At 35.7% G+C, this 17,024-nt stretch carries 13 protein-coding genes and 1 CRISPR repeat array (1 of these 14 running past the window's edge); of the genes, 10 read left to right on the top strand and 3 right to left on the bottom strand.

From position 1 onward, the window contains the following. Positions 1 to 28: direct repeats of the CRISPR family, unit length 28 nt (it extends 420 nt beyond the left edge of the window). A 217-nt stretch (positions 29 to 245) separates the two neighbouring features. Further along, positions 246 to 1,112 carry a helix-turn-helix domain-containing protein gene (locus A9G44_RS00350; protein ID WP_065608812.1) on the bottom strand — a complete coding sequence of 289 codons (867 nt, stop codon included), beginning with the start codon at positions 1,110 to 1,112 and terminating at the stop codon, positions 246 to 248. A 296-nt stretch (positions 1,113 to 1,408) separates the two neighbouring features. Between A9G44_RS00350 and fsa the strand changes: the two genes are divergently transcribed. The 3 genes from fsa to A9G44_RS00335 all read left to right on the top strand — a co-directional run bounded on the left by fsa (position 1,409) and on the right by A9G44_RS00335 (position 3,625). Further along, the gene (fsa, locus tag A9G44_RS00345; protein ID WP_065608811.1) at positions 1,409 to 2,071 is read left to right on the top strand and encodes a fructose-6-phosphate aldolase; all 663 of its coding nucleotides are present in this window, start codon (positions 1,409 to 1,411) and stop codon (positions 2,069 to 2,071) included. Positions 2,072 to 2,221: 150 nt separating this feature from the next. Next, positions 2,222 to 3,028, top strand: coding sequence for a siderophore-interacting protein (locus tag A9G44_RS00340; RefSeq protein WP_065608810.1), 807 nt, complete (start codon positions 2,222 to 2,224; stop codon positions 3,026 to 3,028). A gap of 15 nt (positions 3,029 to 3,043) precedes the next feature. Beyond that, positions 3,044 to 3,625: an acyl carrier protein phosphodiesterase gene (locus tag A9G44_RS00335; RefSeq protein ID WP_065608809.1), complete on the top strand. Its 582-nt coding sequence runs from the start codon at positions 3,044 to 3,046 to the stop codon at positions 3,623 to 3,625. Positions 3,626 to 3,691: 66 nt separating this feature from the next. Here A9G44_RS00335 and A9G44_RS00330 read toward each other — a convergent pair whose 3' ends face one another. Further along, complete coding sequence (locus tag A9G44_RS00330; RefSeq protein WP_065608808.1) at positions 3,692 to 5,842, bottom strand: 3-hydroxybutyrate oligomer hydrolase family protein; 2,151 nt, start codon at positions 5,840 to 5,842, stop codon at positions 3,692 to 3,694. 119 nt (positions 5,843 to 5,961) lie between these two features. Then, entirely contained in the window at positions 5,962 to 6,864 is a 903-nt protein-coding gene (gene ilvY, locus A9G44_RS00325; RefSeq protein WP_065559894.1) for an HTH-type transcriptional activator IlvY, read from the bottom strand. Between the two features lie 202 nt (positions 6,865 to 7,066). Here ilvY and prfC point away from each other — a divergent pair, with 202 nt between their 5' ends. The 7 genes from prfC (at position 7,067) to ihfB (ending at position 16,893) form a co-directional block, all read left to right on the top strand. Further along, the gene (prfC, locus tag A9G44_RS00320; RefSeq protein WP_065589253.1) at positions 7,067 to 8,659 is read left to right on the top strand and encodes a peptide chain release factor 3; all 1,593 of its coding nucleotides are present in this window, start codon (positions 7,067 to 7,069) and stop codon (positions 8,657 to 8,659) included. A gap of 176 nt (positions 8,660 to 8,835) precedes the next feature. Next, complete coding sequence (ptrA, locus tag A9G44_RS00315) at positions 8,836 to 11,682, top strand: pitrilysin (protein ID WP_179854766.1); 2,847 nt, start codon at positions 8,836 to 8,838, stop codon at positions 11,680 to 11,682. Between the two features lie 131 nt (positions 11,683 to 11,813). Continuing rightward, positions 11,814 to 12,686 carry a helix-turn-helix domain-containing protein gene (locus A9G44_RS00310; RefSeq protein WP_065608806.1) on the top strand — a complete coding sequence of 291 codons (873 nt, stop codon included), beginning with the start codon at positions 11,814 to 11,816 and terminating at the stop codon, positions 12,684 to 12,686. Positions 12,687 to 12,747: 61 nt separating this feature from the next. Then, positions 12,748 to 14,028, top strand: a complete 1,281-nt coding sequence (gene aroA / locus A9G44_RS00305) for a 3-phosphoshikimate 1-carboxyvinyltransferase (RefSeq protein WP_065608805.1) — start codon at positions 12,748 to 12,750, stop codon at positions 14,026 to 14,028. A 1-nt stretch (position 14,029) separates the two neighbouring features. Beyond that, entirely contained in the window at positions 14,030 to 14,710 is a 681-nt protein-coding gene (gene cmk / locus A9G44_RS00300) for a (d)CMP kinase (protein ID WP_065608804.1), read from the top strand. A gap of 111 nt (positions 14,711 to 14,821) precedes the next feature. After that, positions 14,822 to 16,504 (top strand): 30S ribosomal protein S1, encoded by a 1,683-nt coding sequence (gene rpsA / locus A9G44_RS00295; RefSeq protein WP_065608803.1) that lies wholly within the window; start codon positions 14,822 to 14,824, stop codon positions 16,502 to 16,504. Positions 16,505 to 16,602: 98 nt separating this feature from the next. Then, complete coding sequence (gene ihfB, locus A9G44_RS00290; protein WP_034912930.1) at positions 16,603 to 16,893, top strand: integration host factor subunit beta; 291 nt, start codon at positions 16,603 to 16,605, stop codon at positions 16,891 to 16,893. Positions 16,894 to 17,024 lie beyond the last annotated feature (131 nt).

The raw sequence follows: 17,024 nt of genomic DNA, 5'->3' as shown, positions 1-17,024 counted from the left end.
GTTTACCGCCGCATAGGCGGTTAGAAATTCTGGCATTATTATTTTTAACAGCATGACGTTCACAGCTATATAACAGCTTGATTTTATTCAAAATTATTAAGTTAAAAAATAAAATCAATATTCTACCTGATTGATTTTATATAAAAATGTACCGATAATTAAGTGCGCTAAACAAGAGCGATAAATATGTGTAATTTTGGCACAATGTAAAAAATAAAAGAGTTTGAAAGTTTACTGTGAAAAAACTATTTGCACATTAACTTACTATGATATTGTCGACGATATTCGGTTGGTGTTCGTTCTGTCTTTTTTTTAAAAATCCGACAAAAATAATTACTATCTTTAAACCCCGATGCTAGAGCAATTTCTTTTATATTTAGATCATAATCCTTTAGTAGCGATTTTGCATATTCTAAGCGAATATGATTTAGATATTCATTTAACCCTATTTTTCCCTCGCTTTGAAATAGATGTGATAAGTAATTGGGTGAAATGTAAAACATATTAGCTAAAAAGTCGCGTGTAATATTCTCACGAAAGTGAGTATCAATATATTGGCGAATGGCTTCATATAGGCAAGTAGTTTTGGATGATGTTTTGATATTGATATTTAACAAATCGAGCGTGTTGCTAAGTAAACTGTGAATAAGATAGTAAGCAGTTTGATTTTGTTTACATGATTGGTTTTGCCAGATAAGTTCGGTCAGAGCTTGAATAATAAATGTACCAACCCGCGGGCCTCGTCTTGGTGTGTTAATTTGCCCAAGCGGAATTAGTAGTGTGCCATCCCAATGCAATAGGCTTATACCAATTTGTTGTTTACCAAACAATATGTTTAATGAAGTAACAGGGCTTGTCCAAATGGGTTTGTTCCAGCTTTGAGCGGAAATATATAAAAGATCATTAGTTGATAATATTTTTTCAATAACTTTGCCATTACTATCTGCCCATAGCATCTGTTGCTTTCCTTCTAATATAATTTCAATTCTAGGAAAGTTGACTTGGTAGGCAAGTAAAGGAGGACAAGTATTACTATTGGCAAAATAGATATGATTGATTGACTCTGGGTTATTGACTAGTTTAGCTAGTTTTTCGTTAATGATTTTTGTCATAAATTAAGTTAATGATAAATCAAGTGTGTACTATCGTTTAGATTATATACGCATATGGAAAAGATGAAAATAAGTATAAATTTTTGTTTTATTTAATAAGTTAATGTTAATTTTTCGTTGTGTGATCTAAGTCTCAATTTCTTATTTAGCGTACAAAAATCCAGTAAATGACAAAATTGTCTTCTAGGCGGTTGGATCAGTTTTTTTTACTATAGCTGTAACGCAAAATTTGTAATACAAAGAGCGTTATATGTATACGTTAATAGATATTTGTTGGTTTTAGCTAGGAGTTAACCATGGAATTATATTTAGATACCGCCGATCTTGTCGCCGTTAAACGTTTAGCTAAGGTGTTACCTATTAGTGGGGTTACCACTAATCCAAGCATTGTAGCAAAATCGGGCAAGCCAATTTTTTCGTTATTAGATGAATTACAGGAAGTATTGGGTTCAGATAAATTACTATTTGCTCAGGTACTTTCAAGTAATGCTGATGAAATGATAAAAGAAGCTTATCAGCTTAGAAAAGCAGTACCATCGATTGTGACTAAAATTCCTGTTAATGCTCAAGGATTGATTGCAATTAAAGAATTAACCCAGCAAGGAATTCCAACTTTGGGAACGGCTGTCTATGGTGCAGGGCAGGGATTTTTAGCTGCATTAGCAGGGGCTAAATATATTGCACCTTATGTTAATCGCATTGATGCTCAAGGCGGAAATAGTAAAGATACAGTACTGGAATTACAAAAATTGTTAGATTTGCACTGCCCACAATCGCTGGTATTAGCCGCAAGCTTTAGAACACCAAGGCAAGCGTTAGACTGTATACTTGCTGGTTGTAAGTCTATTACGTTGCCAGTGGATGTGGCTGAGCTATTTATTTCTGATCCAGCTGTTGATGCGGCGATTACTAAGTTTGATCAAGACTGGTGTAATGCTTTTGGTACGTTATCGTTTTAAATTTATTTTTTAGTTTGACTTTTTCTAAACTTGTTTCATCGCTTTTGGGTTAAACAAGTTTATCTATTTTTTCAATTATAAAAATAGCATTATTCTAATATATTTTGTTGTATGATGATGGCATCTAGCAATAAATTTAGGGATCAGTTGATGGATGAAAAAATAGGAAAAATCAAATTCAATAAGAAAGTCATCGTTAATGCGTTATTAACGGTATTGAATATTGAAAAAATATCTCCCAGTTTTATTCGCATACAGTTTAGTAGCGATAAACCAGTAAGTATTGATCCATTATGGGTTTGTCCGTATTTAAAATTGCTTTTTCCTGATCCTTCAACCAATGTAATTACTTTCCCTAAACTTGATGATAATAATAAAATCGCTGTTGGTGATAAGCAATGTCAGCTAGTCCGTAGTTATAGTGTGCGCGAATTTGAGCGTGCCTCTAATCAATTTTTTGTTGATTTTGCTGTTCATGATACAGGTTTGGCTTCAGTGTGGTCGCAAAAAGCTAAGGTTGGTGACCAAATCGGTTTGATTGCGGCAGCTAGCAAGTTGCGATTTACTGATAATTGTTTGGTGTTAATGGGGGATATTTCGGCTGTGCCCGCCATATGTTATACGCTTGAACATCTTCCCCAAAATCAGAAGGCTTTTGCCTTTATACAGGTTAATTATAAAAGTGATATAGTGCCGTTGCCAGATAATAAAAATATTAAGGTGAATTGGTTTATACAAAATAGGGATAATCCCTTTCAATTAGTTGATGCGGTAATTAATGCTGATTTATCAGAGCAAAATAAGTTGTTGTTTTGGGGAGGAATGGAGCGTTCGTTGGCACAATCTGTGCGTCATGCTATTAAAGATAAATATGTACATTTGTCGCCTGATGCTTTTCATATTACTAGTTATTGGCGAGAAGGTTTCGCCGAAGGCGAATTTAAACATCGTGAATAATTAACGGTTACTTTTATGAATATTCTTGCTCATTTACATTTGGCTACGATAGCACGTAGTTCGTTGATTGGTAATACAGTAGCTGATTTTGTTAAAGGTGATCCTTATTTAATTTATAACTCTAATATTGCCGATGGCATTATGCTACACCGTAAAATTGATAGATTGACCGATAGCCTGCTTGAAGTTAAGAAAGCTAAGCTGCTGTTTAGAAAATCGCATCAGCGAGTTGCACCCATTACATTAGATATTGTGTGGGATCATTTTTTGTCAAAGCATTGGGCTAATTATGGTTTGTTATCGAGTGTGTCTCAATTTAATCAAGTAACAAAAGCTCATATCCAACCTTATATTGACGTTTATCCGGCAGATTATCAGCATTTTATGAATTCAATGTGGCAAGGGGAGTGGCTCGAAAATTATGCTTCTATTGACTTTGTTGGTAATGTCCTTAGTGGCATGGCAAATAGACGACCAAAATTATATTTGTTAAAAGAAACAATTGTTGATGTTAAGCTGCATTATGCTCAATTAGAGTCGTTATTTTTTTTGTTATATCCCAAAATCTGTTTAATAGTAAAAGATAGCACCAGCTAAACTGGATTTTGGTGCTACCAGTTCAAGCCGCTGTGCTTAAACCAGTAGTGTTTTAGATATTTACTGTTAATTTGGCAATATCAGTTTGCCATCCGTTTTTTGGATAATGCTGTTGCTATTTGGCGTTTGGGCTATCGGTTTTAGGTTGTTGTTGGTTATTTGTGGCGCATAACCACTTTTGCCTCCACGAGTTTTAGTACGTACAACTTGGCTTACTGGTAGCGTAGCGTTGTTGGTTAAGTTAGCCCATAACCACTCGATGGCATCTTCGCCATAATAATCAATTGGTAGTAATGTGTTGTCAAATGGGGCTCTGCCATCTAAGTAGCTGGCATTTTCTACTTCAATGTATCGCAGTTGTGATTGTTTACCTTCAACCAAGCTGTTTAATGCGACATAAGCGCGCGATGTATAGTTTGGTAATTGTTTAACATTGTTCCGACCATGGACAATAAAGGTTTTTATACCATGTAAGTTACCCGATGCCATAACTTGTTTTATGCCTTCGTTAACTCGTGGTTCTTGTGATTTTTTATAAACACAGATCGATCCTTTGGTGCCGTAATCGATTGTATTTTTCGTTTGCGAGCTAGAATAAAATTCACGTCTTGGGGTGTTGAGATCTTCGTTTTCAACTAGATCCAAAACCGTTGCATTACGGCCATTCCAAAGCGGTAAATGACCGTTAGCCATTCCCCATATTTGTTCAAACGAAATTTCTTTTAATGGTGCAACTTTTCCTGTGTTGTTAATTGGGTTTTGCTGGGTGCTTGCTACCGAAAAATTGCACATATTTTCGGTGACACTATATTTGCCATAGGCACTAATATATTGATAAGGTAGACCAATGGATTCAGTGTAGTAAAAATAGGGTAGTTGGATGTCCATTTCTGGTGTCCAACCATTTTTATGTAGTTTTTCTAGCGCTTCTTTTGGTGTTCCTGTAGTAAGTAACTTTGCTTTTTTAAGGGCGCTACAGCGCTCTTGTGAATAAAGAAAATAATCCGCATAAGGTACATAAGCATCGTCTTTATAAGCTGTTATGGCTGGTATGGCACATGGTATATATAACGCACCATAAGCACTGTAATTAGCAATGGATTTGGCTTCTAACTTTTGCGAGTTGTTGTTGCCGATTTTGAGTTTAACTGAGGCTTTGTCAAGATTTGGTTGAATTTGTGGATTAACTGCAACAATACCGTCAATCATATTTTGATCATCTAATTCGCCAGCTTTTAATGCTGCTCCACCACCATCACTTGCGCCATAGACTAAAACCAGAGTGTTGTCTTTGTTAAATATAGCTTGATCATTCGGTGAAAACATAATATTAAGTTCATAAAAAGCAAATTCTAGGGATTTTAATACGTGTTCCCCCCAGCGGGCTTCGGCATTGAGTTGCGAGTGTAGTTGTTTTATAGCATAGCGATGGGGATATTTTTTGATATATTTTTCTTTATTATTAATCGAAGGAGAGAATAAGATGTTACCGCTTTGTACTTCTCCCCAAACGGTGAATCCAAGTTTGCGTTCAATATCATAAATGCCGTTACCTAGCCCTTTGTCGTTATATACTACTGCACAGTTGTGACGGAGTCCCCATAATCCACGAATCTGTATATCTTTGGTATTAAATATTCCATCCGAATCACTAGCAGGAACCGCAACAATGCAAGGTTTATTTTTGTTAAAATCAAGTGGAATTTGTAGCAACATGCCAACACCGTCTTGTCTTTGTACGGCTGATATTTCGGTACCTGCAATTTTACCGTCAAACAAAGGAGTTAGTTCTTGCTTTCTAAAACCAAATAGTGTTCCTTCACCAATTTTGGTGTCAATATAGCGATTTAGTTTGGCTTGTCGGCGTTCTTGAAAGTTTGGTTTAGCTGGAATTTCAACTTCTGGCACGATAATAGTGGTTGATAATGGGGTAAACCCAAGCCCAGCTGTAACAAGGTCATCACTATCACCATCATAATAAGCTAATGTATTGCGGACTAGCCACTTTGGTTTTTTAATTGTGTTATCAATTGGGGATGGCGTGCTGCTGTTAGTTTCAGTATCGGTTGTTATAGTTGTGGTTGACGTTGCCGTTTTGCCGTCAGCTTTTGTGTTAGAGGTGGTTGATTTTGTGGTATTGGACTGTGCCATTAATGGCATAGTAACAGCGGCAAAAAATATCAATGAGGCTAACGTTCTTAATTTTATCTTTTTCATTTTCAATACCATGCAATGTTATTCTGTTACATAAAATCTTAATAAAAAATTAGGTATATGCTAGTTAACACTTTATATAGTTTTAATTTTTTGAGGTGTAATTATACACTATATTTTTGTTATGCGTTATTAGGTAAATTGAGATTGCAAATTGCCCAAAAGGCAGCAATGATTTTCTCTGATAACCTTCTTTTTTGTACACAAATACCAACATCAAACGGTTCCATTAAGTTTGTTGACCATTCGGTTATGCGCTCTCTTATTCGTTCAGGGCTATTGTCCATTACGACTTTAGGTAATAAGGCTACCCCACAACCTAAAGCAACCATCGATACAATGGCTTCGTGTCCTGCGACCGTAGCATAAATTTTGGGATTAGAAATTTTTCTTTGCTTAAACCATAAATCAATACGGTGGCGACTAGGGCCATGTTCAGGCAATATAAAGGGAATATTATGCCAGTCAGGCTGTTTTTGATGTAATCTGTCACTAAACGTGCTATTAAGTTTAGGTATTAGCAATACCATTTCAATTTCGCCAAATTTTAAAAACTCAATACCAGTAGGGAGCTGTTTTGGTTTGCCTGCTATAGCTAAATCGGCTTCATTTGCTTGAATTTTCTTTACAGCGTCAGCAGCATCACCCGTTGATAGTTTGATTTCAACTAGAGGATAGTGGATCCTAAAGCGATCAAGTATTTCAGGTAGATGGCTATATGCAGCGGTGACTGAACAAAATAGAGTGAGTTCACCGACAATTTGTTGGTTAGATTGATCTAAATCATATTTTAGTTGTTGGTGCATATTTATTACTTGTTGAGCAAAACGTTTAACTTTTTCACCCTCCGAAGTGATTTGTACTTGCCTATTGTCGCGAATAAATAGCGGGTGACCAAAATGTTCTTCAAGTCGTTGGATCTGCCTTGATAAGGTTGATGGACTAACATGCATAGCATTTGCCGTTATACCAAAGTGACAGGTTTCGCATAAATGTAAATACAATTTTAAATCACGAATGTTCATAGCAAATCCCAGTTTTATACTTAAACACATAGTTACCTGAAACTTTTTAACAAAAAGCAGTAAATAGTGCATTACTTATTAAGTCAAATATTATGCATAGATAAATAAATAAGGCAAATAACGTTGCATATAACATCAATAGCAAAACAGACAGATACCTGCTAAAATATGTGATTATTTTTGTGTGAGTTAAAACAGTTTTATGACAGAACAAGCTTATTTAGACGAAGTTAATGCACGTCGCACTTTTGCAATTATTTCTCACCCCGATGCTGGTAAAACAACCATTACCGAAAAGGTATTGTTATTTGGTCATGCAATTCAAACAGCTGGTACAGTTAAAGGCCGTGGCGCTAATGCCCAGCATGCTAAGTCAGACTGGATGGAAATGGAAAAGCAACGTGGTATTTCAATTACTACATCTGTGATGCAGTTTCCTTATAATGACTGCTTAGTTAATTTATTAGACACTCCAGGGCACGAGGATTTTTCTGAAGATACTTATCGTACGCTAACAGCGGTTGATAGTTGTTTGATGGTAATTGATGCAGCAAAAGGGGTTGAAGATCGTACTCGCAAATTAATGGAAGTGACACGATTACGCAATACACCAATTTTAACCTTTATGAATAAGTTAGACCGTGATATTCGCGATCCAATGGAACTGCTTGATGAGGTTGAAAACGAGTTAAATATTATGTGCGCCCCTATTACTTGGCCGATTGGTTGTGGCAAGTTATTTAAAGGTGTTTACCATTTAGCTAAAGACGAAACTTACCTTTACCAATCAGGGAAAGGTCATACAATACAAGAGGTCCGAATTATTAAAGGGTTAACTAACCCTGATTTGGATTTAGCGGTGGGTGATGATTTAGCGCAGCAACTGCGTGAAGAGCTTGAATTAGTGCAAGGCGCATCAAACGAATTTGATTTAGATGCTTTCTTGTCAGGCGATTTAACGCCAGTCTTTTTTGGTACGGCATTGGGTAATTTTGGCGTTGATCATATGCTTGATGGTTTAACAGCTTGGGCACCAACTCCTCAACCTCGTCAAACCGATAAGCGCGAAGTCGAATCATCAGAAGAAAAGTTCAGTGGTTTTGTTTTTAAAATTCAAGCCAATATGGATCCTAAACATCGTGACCGCGTTGCATTTATGCGCATTGTATCGGGTAAATATGAAAAGGGTATGAAGTTACGACATGTACGCATTGCTAAAGATATCAATATTTCTGACGCCTTAACGTTTATGGCAGGTGATCGTGAACATGTTGAAGAAGCCTATGCTGGTGATATCATTGGTTTACATAATCATGGCACGATTCAAATAGGCGATACTTTTACACAAGGTGAAGATCTAAAATTTACAGGCATTCCTAACTTTGCACCAGAACTGTTTCGTCGAATTCGTCTTAAAGATCCACTTAAACAAAAGCAGTTATTAAAGGGGTTAGTTCAATTGTCCGAAGAGGGTGCTGTACAAGTGTTTCGTCCATTAACCAATAATGACTTAATTGTGGGAGCTGTAGGGGTGCTACAATTTGATGTGGTGGTTGCTCGTTTAAAATCAGAGTATAACGTTGAAGCCATTTATGAGCCAGTTAATGTGACAACAGCGCGTTGGGTTGAGTGCTCAGATGTGAAAAAACTGGAAGAGTTTAAACGAAAATGTGAACAAAATTTGGCCTTAGATGGCGGGGATAATCTATCTTATGTGGCACCAAGTATGGTTAATTTAAATTTAACTCAAGAAAGATATCCTGATATTGAGTTTAGAAAAACTCGAGAACATTAATTGTATTCATCACAAAATAGCGGAATCTATCATTATGTTTAAGCATTTTGATACATCCGCTTCTTTCTTTTTAACCGTATTTTTTTGATGATAAAGTCAAGCGAGTGAATATTATGGATTTGAAAAATAAAAAAATAGTCAATTTAATAATTAGTAGTGTTATTGGATTATTAACTATGACTACTTCACCGATATTGTTTGCTATTGAAAATAAGCTTGTGAGCCCAGTTTTGTTAGAAAAAGTTCAGCAAAGCGAGCGCGATAAGCGTCAATATGAAGTGGTTGAGCTAGCAAATAAAATGCGAGTGTTACTTGTTTCAGATCCTAATGCTGTAAAATCACTGGCATCATTAGCACTGCCTGTCGGCTCGTTGCAAGATCCCAAAGAGCAACAAGGGTTGGCTCATTATGCTGAACATATGGTATTAATGGGATCGAAAAATTATCCAGAACCAGCAAGCTTTTCTCAATTTTTAAGTCGTCATTCGGGAAGTTATAATGCTAGCACTGCAGCACATAGAACGGCTTTTTATTTTGAAGTTGAAAATAGCGCATTTGATAAAGCACTGGATTATTTAGCTGATGCTATTGCTGAGCCCAATTTAGATCCTAAATTTGCCGATAAAGAACGTAATGCAGTTAACGCTGAATTGACAATGGCCAGATCAAATGATGGTTTTAGGATCGGGCAAGTTGATTCTGAAACAATTAATCAAAACCATCCAGCTTCTCAATTTTCAGGCGGTAATTTAGAAACGTTAAGTGATAAAGAAAATAGTAAATTACAAGATGCTTTAGTGAATTTTCATAAAGATTATTATTCAGCCAATATTATGGTTGGAGTGATGTATAGCAATCAGTCGATCAATAAATTGACAAAATTAGCTGAAAATAGTTTTGGTAAAATCCCTAATAAAAATATTAATGCCCCAATAGTTGATAAACCCGCTATAACACCAAATGTGTTAAATAAACAAATTTCTATGGTACCAGCACAACCCAAAAAGCTATTGTTTTTACAGTTTCCGATTGAAAATAACTTGGCTAAATTTGCTGATAAAACCGATGAGTATATTACTTATTTAATCTGTAACAGTAGTCATAATACGTTGTCTGATCAGTTACAAAAACAAGGTTTAATTGAAGGAATTAGTTCATCTATCAATCCTATCCGTTATGGTAATAGTGGTATATTGAGTATTAATGTGAGTTTAACCGACGATGGACTTGCTCAAAAAGATAAAGTTATTGGCGCTATTTTTAATTATTTACAGTTGATTCAAAAAGAGGGCATTTCTGACGCTTATTATCAAGAGATTCAAAAGGTATTAGCGTTAGAGTTTAAATATCAAGATGTCGAGCGTGATATGTCATATGTAGAATGGCTATCAGATCAAATGTTGTTGTATCCAGTTCAAAATGTGTTAAATTCAGATTATGTTGCTACTCATTTTGATAAATCAGCTATTACGGCACGTTTAAAAAGTTTGACTGCCAATAATGCTAGAATTTGGGTGATTTCGCCAAACCAAACTACCAATAAAACTGCTTATTTTGTCGATGCGCCTTATAAAATTGATAATATCACTAGCGAGCAAAAAGCAAGTTGGTTAGCACTAGGCAAAAATTTTACATTTAGTTTGCCTGAGCTCAATCCTTATATACCTGATAATTTTACGATTTTAAAACAAAATCGTAATCAAGCGCAACCTGAAAAATTTAGTAAGCGCGGTAATCATATTCATTTTGCTAGCCAGTATTTTAAAAATGAACCTAAAGCTGCTATTGTTGTTTCATTACGCAATAATCAGGCTACTAGCGACGTAAAAGCTGTGGTTGCTTTTAATCTGCTTGATTATATTGTTAGTCGTAATTTAGAACAATTACGATTTCAGGCTGGAGTTGCTGGTATTTCATTATCAACTGGTAATGATAATGGCTTAATGATTTCAGCCAGCGGTTTTAGTCAGCATTTACCAAAAATGGTTACGGCCATACTTGATAACTATCGCAAGGCCACTATTGATGAGCAAAGTTTAGCATTAGCTAAATCTTGGTATTTGCAAGAATTGGATAAAGCCGATCATGCTAAGAGTTATCGGTTAGCGGTTAATCCTATTAATGCATTGTCGGTATTACCGCATTATTTTGAACGAGATGAAAAACGACAAATTACAGCAAATATGACCATTAATGATGTGTTAGCTTACCGTGATAACTTATTAACTCACTCAGTACCTTATATGCTTAGCTTGGGTAATTTGTCTAACGAGGACTCTTTAGATCTTTATCATGCCATCCAGAAAACATTAGTGCGTGATGTTGAATTTACTCCTGTTAATAATATTCAGATTAAAAACTCGTTAGAGGCTAAAATAACTCAACATGCAAAAAGCACTGATAATGCTTTAATGATGAGCTATATTCCAATGGGTTATGATCGAATTAGTAGTAGCATGATAAGTTATACTCTTTCTAAAATTATTTCACCTTGGTTTTATGATCAGTTACGCACCAATGAGCAACTTGGTCATGCTGTATTTGCAGAGCCTATTACGGTTGGTGATTCGTCGGGAATGAGTTTTATTATCCAAAGTAATCAATATGATCCGGCTTATTTAATTAAACGCTACCAAGAATTTTATCCAGTTATGCTGAATAAATTGCAAGCATTATCGAAAAAAGATATTGAGCAATATAAAAAAGCGGTACTTGATGAATTGAAAATGCCTCCGCAAACATTGGATGAGGAGTTTGGTCGTTATATGCCTGACTACCGTAATTCACGTTTTGCGTTTGATTTAAAGGATAAAAAAATCGAGCAATTGCAAAAAATTACTAAGCAAGATTTGATTGATTTTTATAAACGTTCAGTAATGCAACCTAACGGATTTGTAATGGCATCACAAGTACTTGGCAATACAACTGATATATTAAAGCAGCCACAAGCAATAACTGAGTATACCGAATATAAGAATGCATCAGCTTTGCAGGCTATATTACTACAGTCACAAACTAAATAAATTGTTATAAATAATAGAAAAGTTAATTCAATAGGAGAAAAAACTTAGATAGGAATAAAACATTTTGCCAAAAATTGGCATTGCTATCACCTTGTGATACACTGCCAAAATCTTAATAGTTTGAGTGTATTATGATTACTGGATCGATTGATTATTGTGCTATAGGTCAGCGTCTGCGTGCGTATCGGATTGCTGCCTCTTTGAGGGCTGAAGATGTTGCAGAAAGTCTTAAAATTTCAAGAGCAGCAGTATATCGGTTAGAAAAAGGTGAGATCGTTAAAATTGAAACTCTAGAGCGATTGGCTTCCTTACTTGATACGTCTTTTGCTAGTTTACTTGGCATTGATACTGAATACTATTCGAGTGGTGAAGGCTTTTTTGAACGTATGCGTCAATTAGAAGAGCAATCAACTCATATCTATTCTCATTTCGATCCTTTTTCCTTTTTATTAACTTCTTCTGATTATTTGTCTCATTTAGCGATGATGTTAAATGAATCGAGTAAACCCGCTGTTCCTCAAAAATATGCCACTACCTTATCCATTCTAAAAGATCGTAAAACTCAGTTCTGTCAATCAATTCCAAAAGTTATTAATTTAATCAGTTTACGTAATGTAGAACGTTTTTTACATATTGGTTTGGTAGGCAATTTAACTATTTCGCCGGGTAAAAAATCGGAAAGAATGCTACTAGCACGCAAAGAAGTTTATCACTTAATTCAGTTAATTGAACAACAATCTCTTGCGCCAACAATTGCTATTACACAAGAAGCTATTCCGTCAATTGCTTTTCAGATTTTTTATCAAGATGGGAATCCTATTTCATTAGCAATGAGCCCATTTCGATTAGGTGAGTTACCTAATGTTACTACCGGTATTGCATCAATTACGTCATCTTATGAGGCAATTAAACGGTATCGCCATTTATTTGATAAGTTATGGGAAAATAGTGCTAAAGATAAGCAAGCAATTGATTTATTAAAAGCGACGTTAGAGAAATTTTAAAGAATATTAAAGAATATTAAAGAATATTAAAGAATATTAAAGAATATTAAAGAGAGTCCTTATGTTATCCTTAACATTACAACCGATAAAAAGATTTAATGGTACTATCAATTTGCCTGGTTCAAAAAGTGTTTCTAATCGTGCGTTATTACTATCAGCATTGAGTAAAGGTAATACACGGTTAACGAATTTACTTGATAGTGATGATGTGCGTTATATGCTTGATGCGCTTGCAGCATTAGGTGTGAAGTACCAGTTATCACACGATCGCACGATTTGTGATGTGCAAGGTGTGGGCGGTATTTTGCAATCCGACCATGCATTAGAGCTTTTTTTGGGTAATGCTGGCACAGCAATGCGTCCTTTAGCTGCTACGTTATGTCTTGGAAATAATAATATTGTGTTAACGGGCGAACCTCGCATGAAAGAACGCCCAATTGGTCATTTGGTCGATGCTTTGCGACAAGGTGGAGCTAAAATTGATTATCTTGAAAATGAAGGCTATCCACCACTACATATTCAAGGCGGTTTTACAGGTGGTGATATCAAAGTTGATGGTTCGGTATCTAGCCAATTTTTAACTGCACTATTAATGGCTGCGCCATTAGCAAAACAAGACACAGAAATTACTATTATTGGTGATCTTGTTTCTAAACCTTATATTGATATTACAGTCAAAATGATGGCTATGTTTGGTGTTTTAGTTACCAATCACAATTATCAAAAATTTACTGTTAAAGCTAATCAGTGTTATCAGTCGCCGGGAGATTATTTAGTTGAAGGGGATGCGTCTTCTGCTTCTTATTTTTTAGCAGCGGCTGCAATTAAAGGTGGTAGTGTTAAAGTAACTGGCATAGGGAAAAATAGCTTACAAGGCGATACCCAATTTGCTCATGTGCTTGAAAAAATGGGGGCTAAAGTTATTTGGGCTGATGATTATATTCAATGCTCTCGTGGTGAATTACACGGTGTTGATATGGATATGAACCATATTCCAGATGCGGCAATGACTATTGCTACAACGGCATTGTTTGCTAAAGGTCCTACTACTATTCGTAATATTTATAATTGGCGAGTGAAAGAAACTGATCGCTTATATGCGATGGCAACTGAATTAAGAAAGGTTGGCGCAACTGTTGATGAAGGTCACGATTATATTACTATTATTCCTCCAGTTAAATTAAACCATGCCGAAATCGAAACCTATAATGATCATCGTATTGCTATGTGTTTTTCATTAGTGGCGCTTTCAGATACACCTGTGACAATATTAGATCCTAAATGCACAATGAAGACTTTTCCTGATTATTTCGAACAATTTAAACGATTAAGCGAAGAATGAAATGAATAAATCTGTTCCCGTTATTGCTGTTGATGGACCAAGTGGTGTCGGTAAAGGTACGTTATGTCAAGCATTAGCCAATCATTTTAAATGGCATCTTTTAGATTCTGGTGCTATCTATCGTGTGCTAGCACTTAGTGCGCTTAAGCAAGATATTGCGCTAGATGATGCCAATAAACTTGAACAACTAGCTCTTAATTTGCCACTAACGTTTGATACGCAAGGCTATGATGTTAAAGTGTTATTAAATCAGATTGATGTGACTAAAGAAATCCGTACAGAACAGACGGGGGGAGCTGCCTCAAAAGTGGCGGCAATTAATTCGGTTAGAGTAGCTTTATTACAACGTCAACGTGACTTTAAACAAGCACCTGGATTGATTGCCGATGGTCGTGATATGGGCAGTGTAGTATTTAGTGATGCCCCTGTTAAGATATTTCTTGATGCTAGTGCCCAATCTCGTGCAGAAAGGCGAATGAAACAGTTGCAAGATAAGCAAAATAATGTTAAATTCGCCGAAATTTTGCAGGAAATAACTGCGCGTGATGAAAGAGACCGTCATCGCGCCGTTGCGCCACTTAAACCTGCAATTGATGCTCTAATAATTGATACTACATCACTGTCTATTGAAGATGTTTTTAATCAATCTATTAAGCATATAAACGAAAAACTTGCGTTGTAACTTAAATTATAGCGTGAAACTAGCTCCATTATAAGGATGTATGGAGTATTATAAACAACCCCACAAGACAGGATGTAATGTGGACGTTAAAATTAACTTAAGTATATAAATATGACTGAATCTTTTGCTCAACTCTTTGAAGAGTCTATCAATCAACTAGACACTCGTTCTGGTAATATGATCCGTGGTACTGTCGTTGCAATCGACAAAGATGTTGTTTTAGTTGACGCTGGTTTAAAATCTGAATCAGCGATTCCAGTAGAGCAGTTTAAAAATGCCCAAGGCGAATTAGAAGTTCAAGTCGGCGACGTTGTTGACGTTGTGCTTGACTCAATCGAAGATGGTTTTGGTGAAACTATCTTATCTCGTGAAAAAGCTAAGCGTCATGAAGCATGGCTTACACTAGAAAAAGCAGTTGAAGATGCTGCAACAGTTTTAGGTGTTATCAATGGTAAAGTTAAAGGTGGCTTTACGGTTGATCTTAATGGCGTTCGTGCGTTCCTTCCAGGTTCACTTGTTGACGTTCGTCCATTACGCGATACTTCTCATATTGAAAATAGAGAAATCGAATTAAAAGTTATTAAATTAGATCAAAAACGCAACAACGTTGTTGTTTCACGTCGTGCAGTTATTGAATCTGAAAATAGTGCAGAAAGAGAACAACTTCTTGAAAATCTACAAGAAGGTTCTGAAGTTAAAGGTATCATCAAAAATCTTACCGATTACGGTGCATTCGTTGATCTTGGTGGGGTTGATGGGTTACTTCACATTACTGACATGGCTTGGAAACGTGTTAAACACCCAAGTGAAGTGGTTGAAGTTGGTCAAGAATTACTTGTTAAAGTACTTAAATTTGACAAAGATCGTTCACGTGTATCACTTGGCTTAAAACAATTAGGCGAAGATCCATGGGTTTCAATCGCTAAACGTTATCCTGAAGGTACTAAAGTAACAGGTAAAGTAACTAACTTAACTGACTACGGTTGTTTTGTTGAAATTGAAACAGGTGTTGAAGGTTTAGTTCATGTTTCTGAAATGGACTGGACAAACAAAAATATTCATCCATCTAAAGTTGTTAGCTTAGGTGATGTTGTTGAAGTTGTTGTGCTTGAAATTGACGAAGAACGTCGTCGTATTTCTCTTGGCCTTAAACAATGTAAACCAAATCCGTGGTTACAATTTGCTGAAACACATAATAAAGGTGATAAAGTTAGCGGTAAGATCAAATCAATCACTGATTTTGGTATCTTTATCGGTTTAGAGGGCGGTATCGATGGTTTAGTTCATCTTTCAGACATTTCTTGGAATATGCCTGGCGAAGAAGCTGTTAAAGCTTATAAGAAAGGTGATGATATCGAAGCTGTTGTTTTACAAGTTGATGCAGAACGTGAACGTATCTCTCTAGGTATTAAACAATTAGAAGATGATCCATTCAGTAGCTTTGCTTCTAGCTATAAAAAAGGCACAATAGTTAAAGGTACAGTAAGTGCAGTTGACGCTAAAGGTGCAACCATCGAAATCGCTGAAGGTATTGAAGGCTACTTAAAAGCACAAGATATTGCTCGTGAGCGTATTGAAGATGCAACAACTGTATTAAAAGTTGGTGATGAAGTTGAAGCTAAAATTGTTAACATCGATCGTAAAACTCGTGCAATTTCGTTATCAGTACGAGCGAAAGATGAAGCTGATGAAAAAGAAGCTCTCGCAGCAGTAAACAACACAGCAACTCAAGAAGATGCATCATTTACTAATGCAATGGCAGAAGCATTTAAAGCTGCATCAAAAACTGAGTAAAAAATATTTATGTAAAGAGTAAAGAGGGCTTGCCCTCTTTTTCTTTTATGGGATAAAATGAAATAGTTACATGCCACATAAATAAATTAGGAGTGATCATGAACAGATCAGATTTAGTAGAACGAATTGTTAACTGGCGAACACATCTTCCTGTTCAACTAGTTGATGATTCAGTTAGAGATATCATTGAACAGATCGCTTTAGCTATGGAAAGTAACGATCGTGTAGAAATTCGAGGCTTCGGTAGTTTTAGTTTGAACTATCGAGCTCCACGTAAAGCAAGGAACCCAAGAACTGGTGGTAATGTTGAAGTGAAACATAAATATATACCTCACTTCAAACCAGGTAAAGAATTACGTGAAAGAGTAAATAATGCTGCAAACGCATAATCTTTAAATTTTACAATTAGATGAAAGCCTTTGAGTTAAATCAAAGGCTTTTTTGTTTTAGCTAGTTTAATTTCTATCATTTAGTTGTACTTACTTATTTAAATAACCTTTACCAATTATCATTAAGGAAA

It is taken from the genome of Gilliamella sp. Occ4-3, assembly GCF_001690675.1.
GTDB classification, from domain to species: Bacteria; Pseudomonadota; Gammaproteobacteria; order Enterobacterales; family Orbaceae; genus Gilliamella; species Gilliamella bombi.
This window is presented reverse-complemented; position numbering and strand designations above follow the sequence as displayed.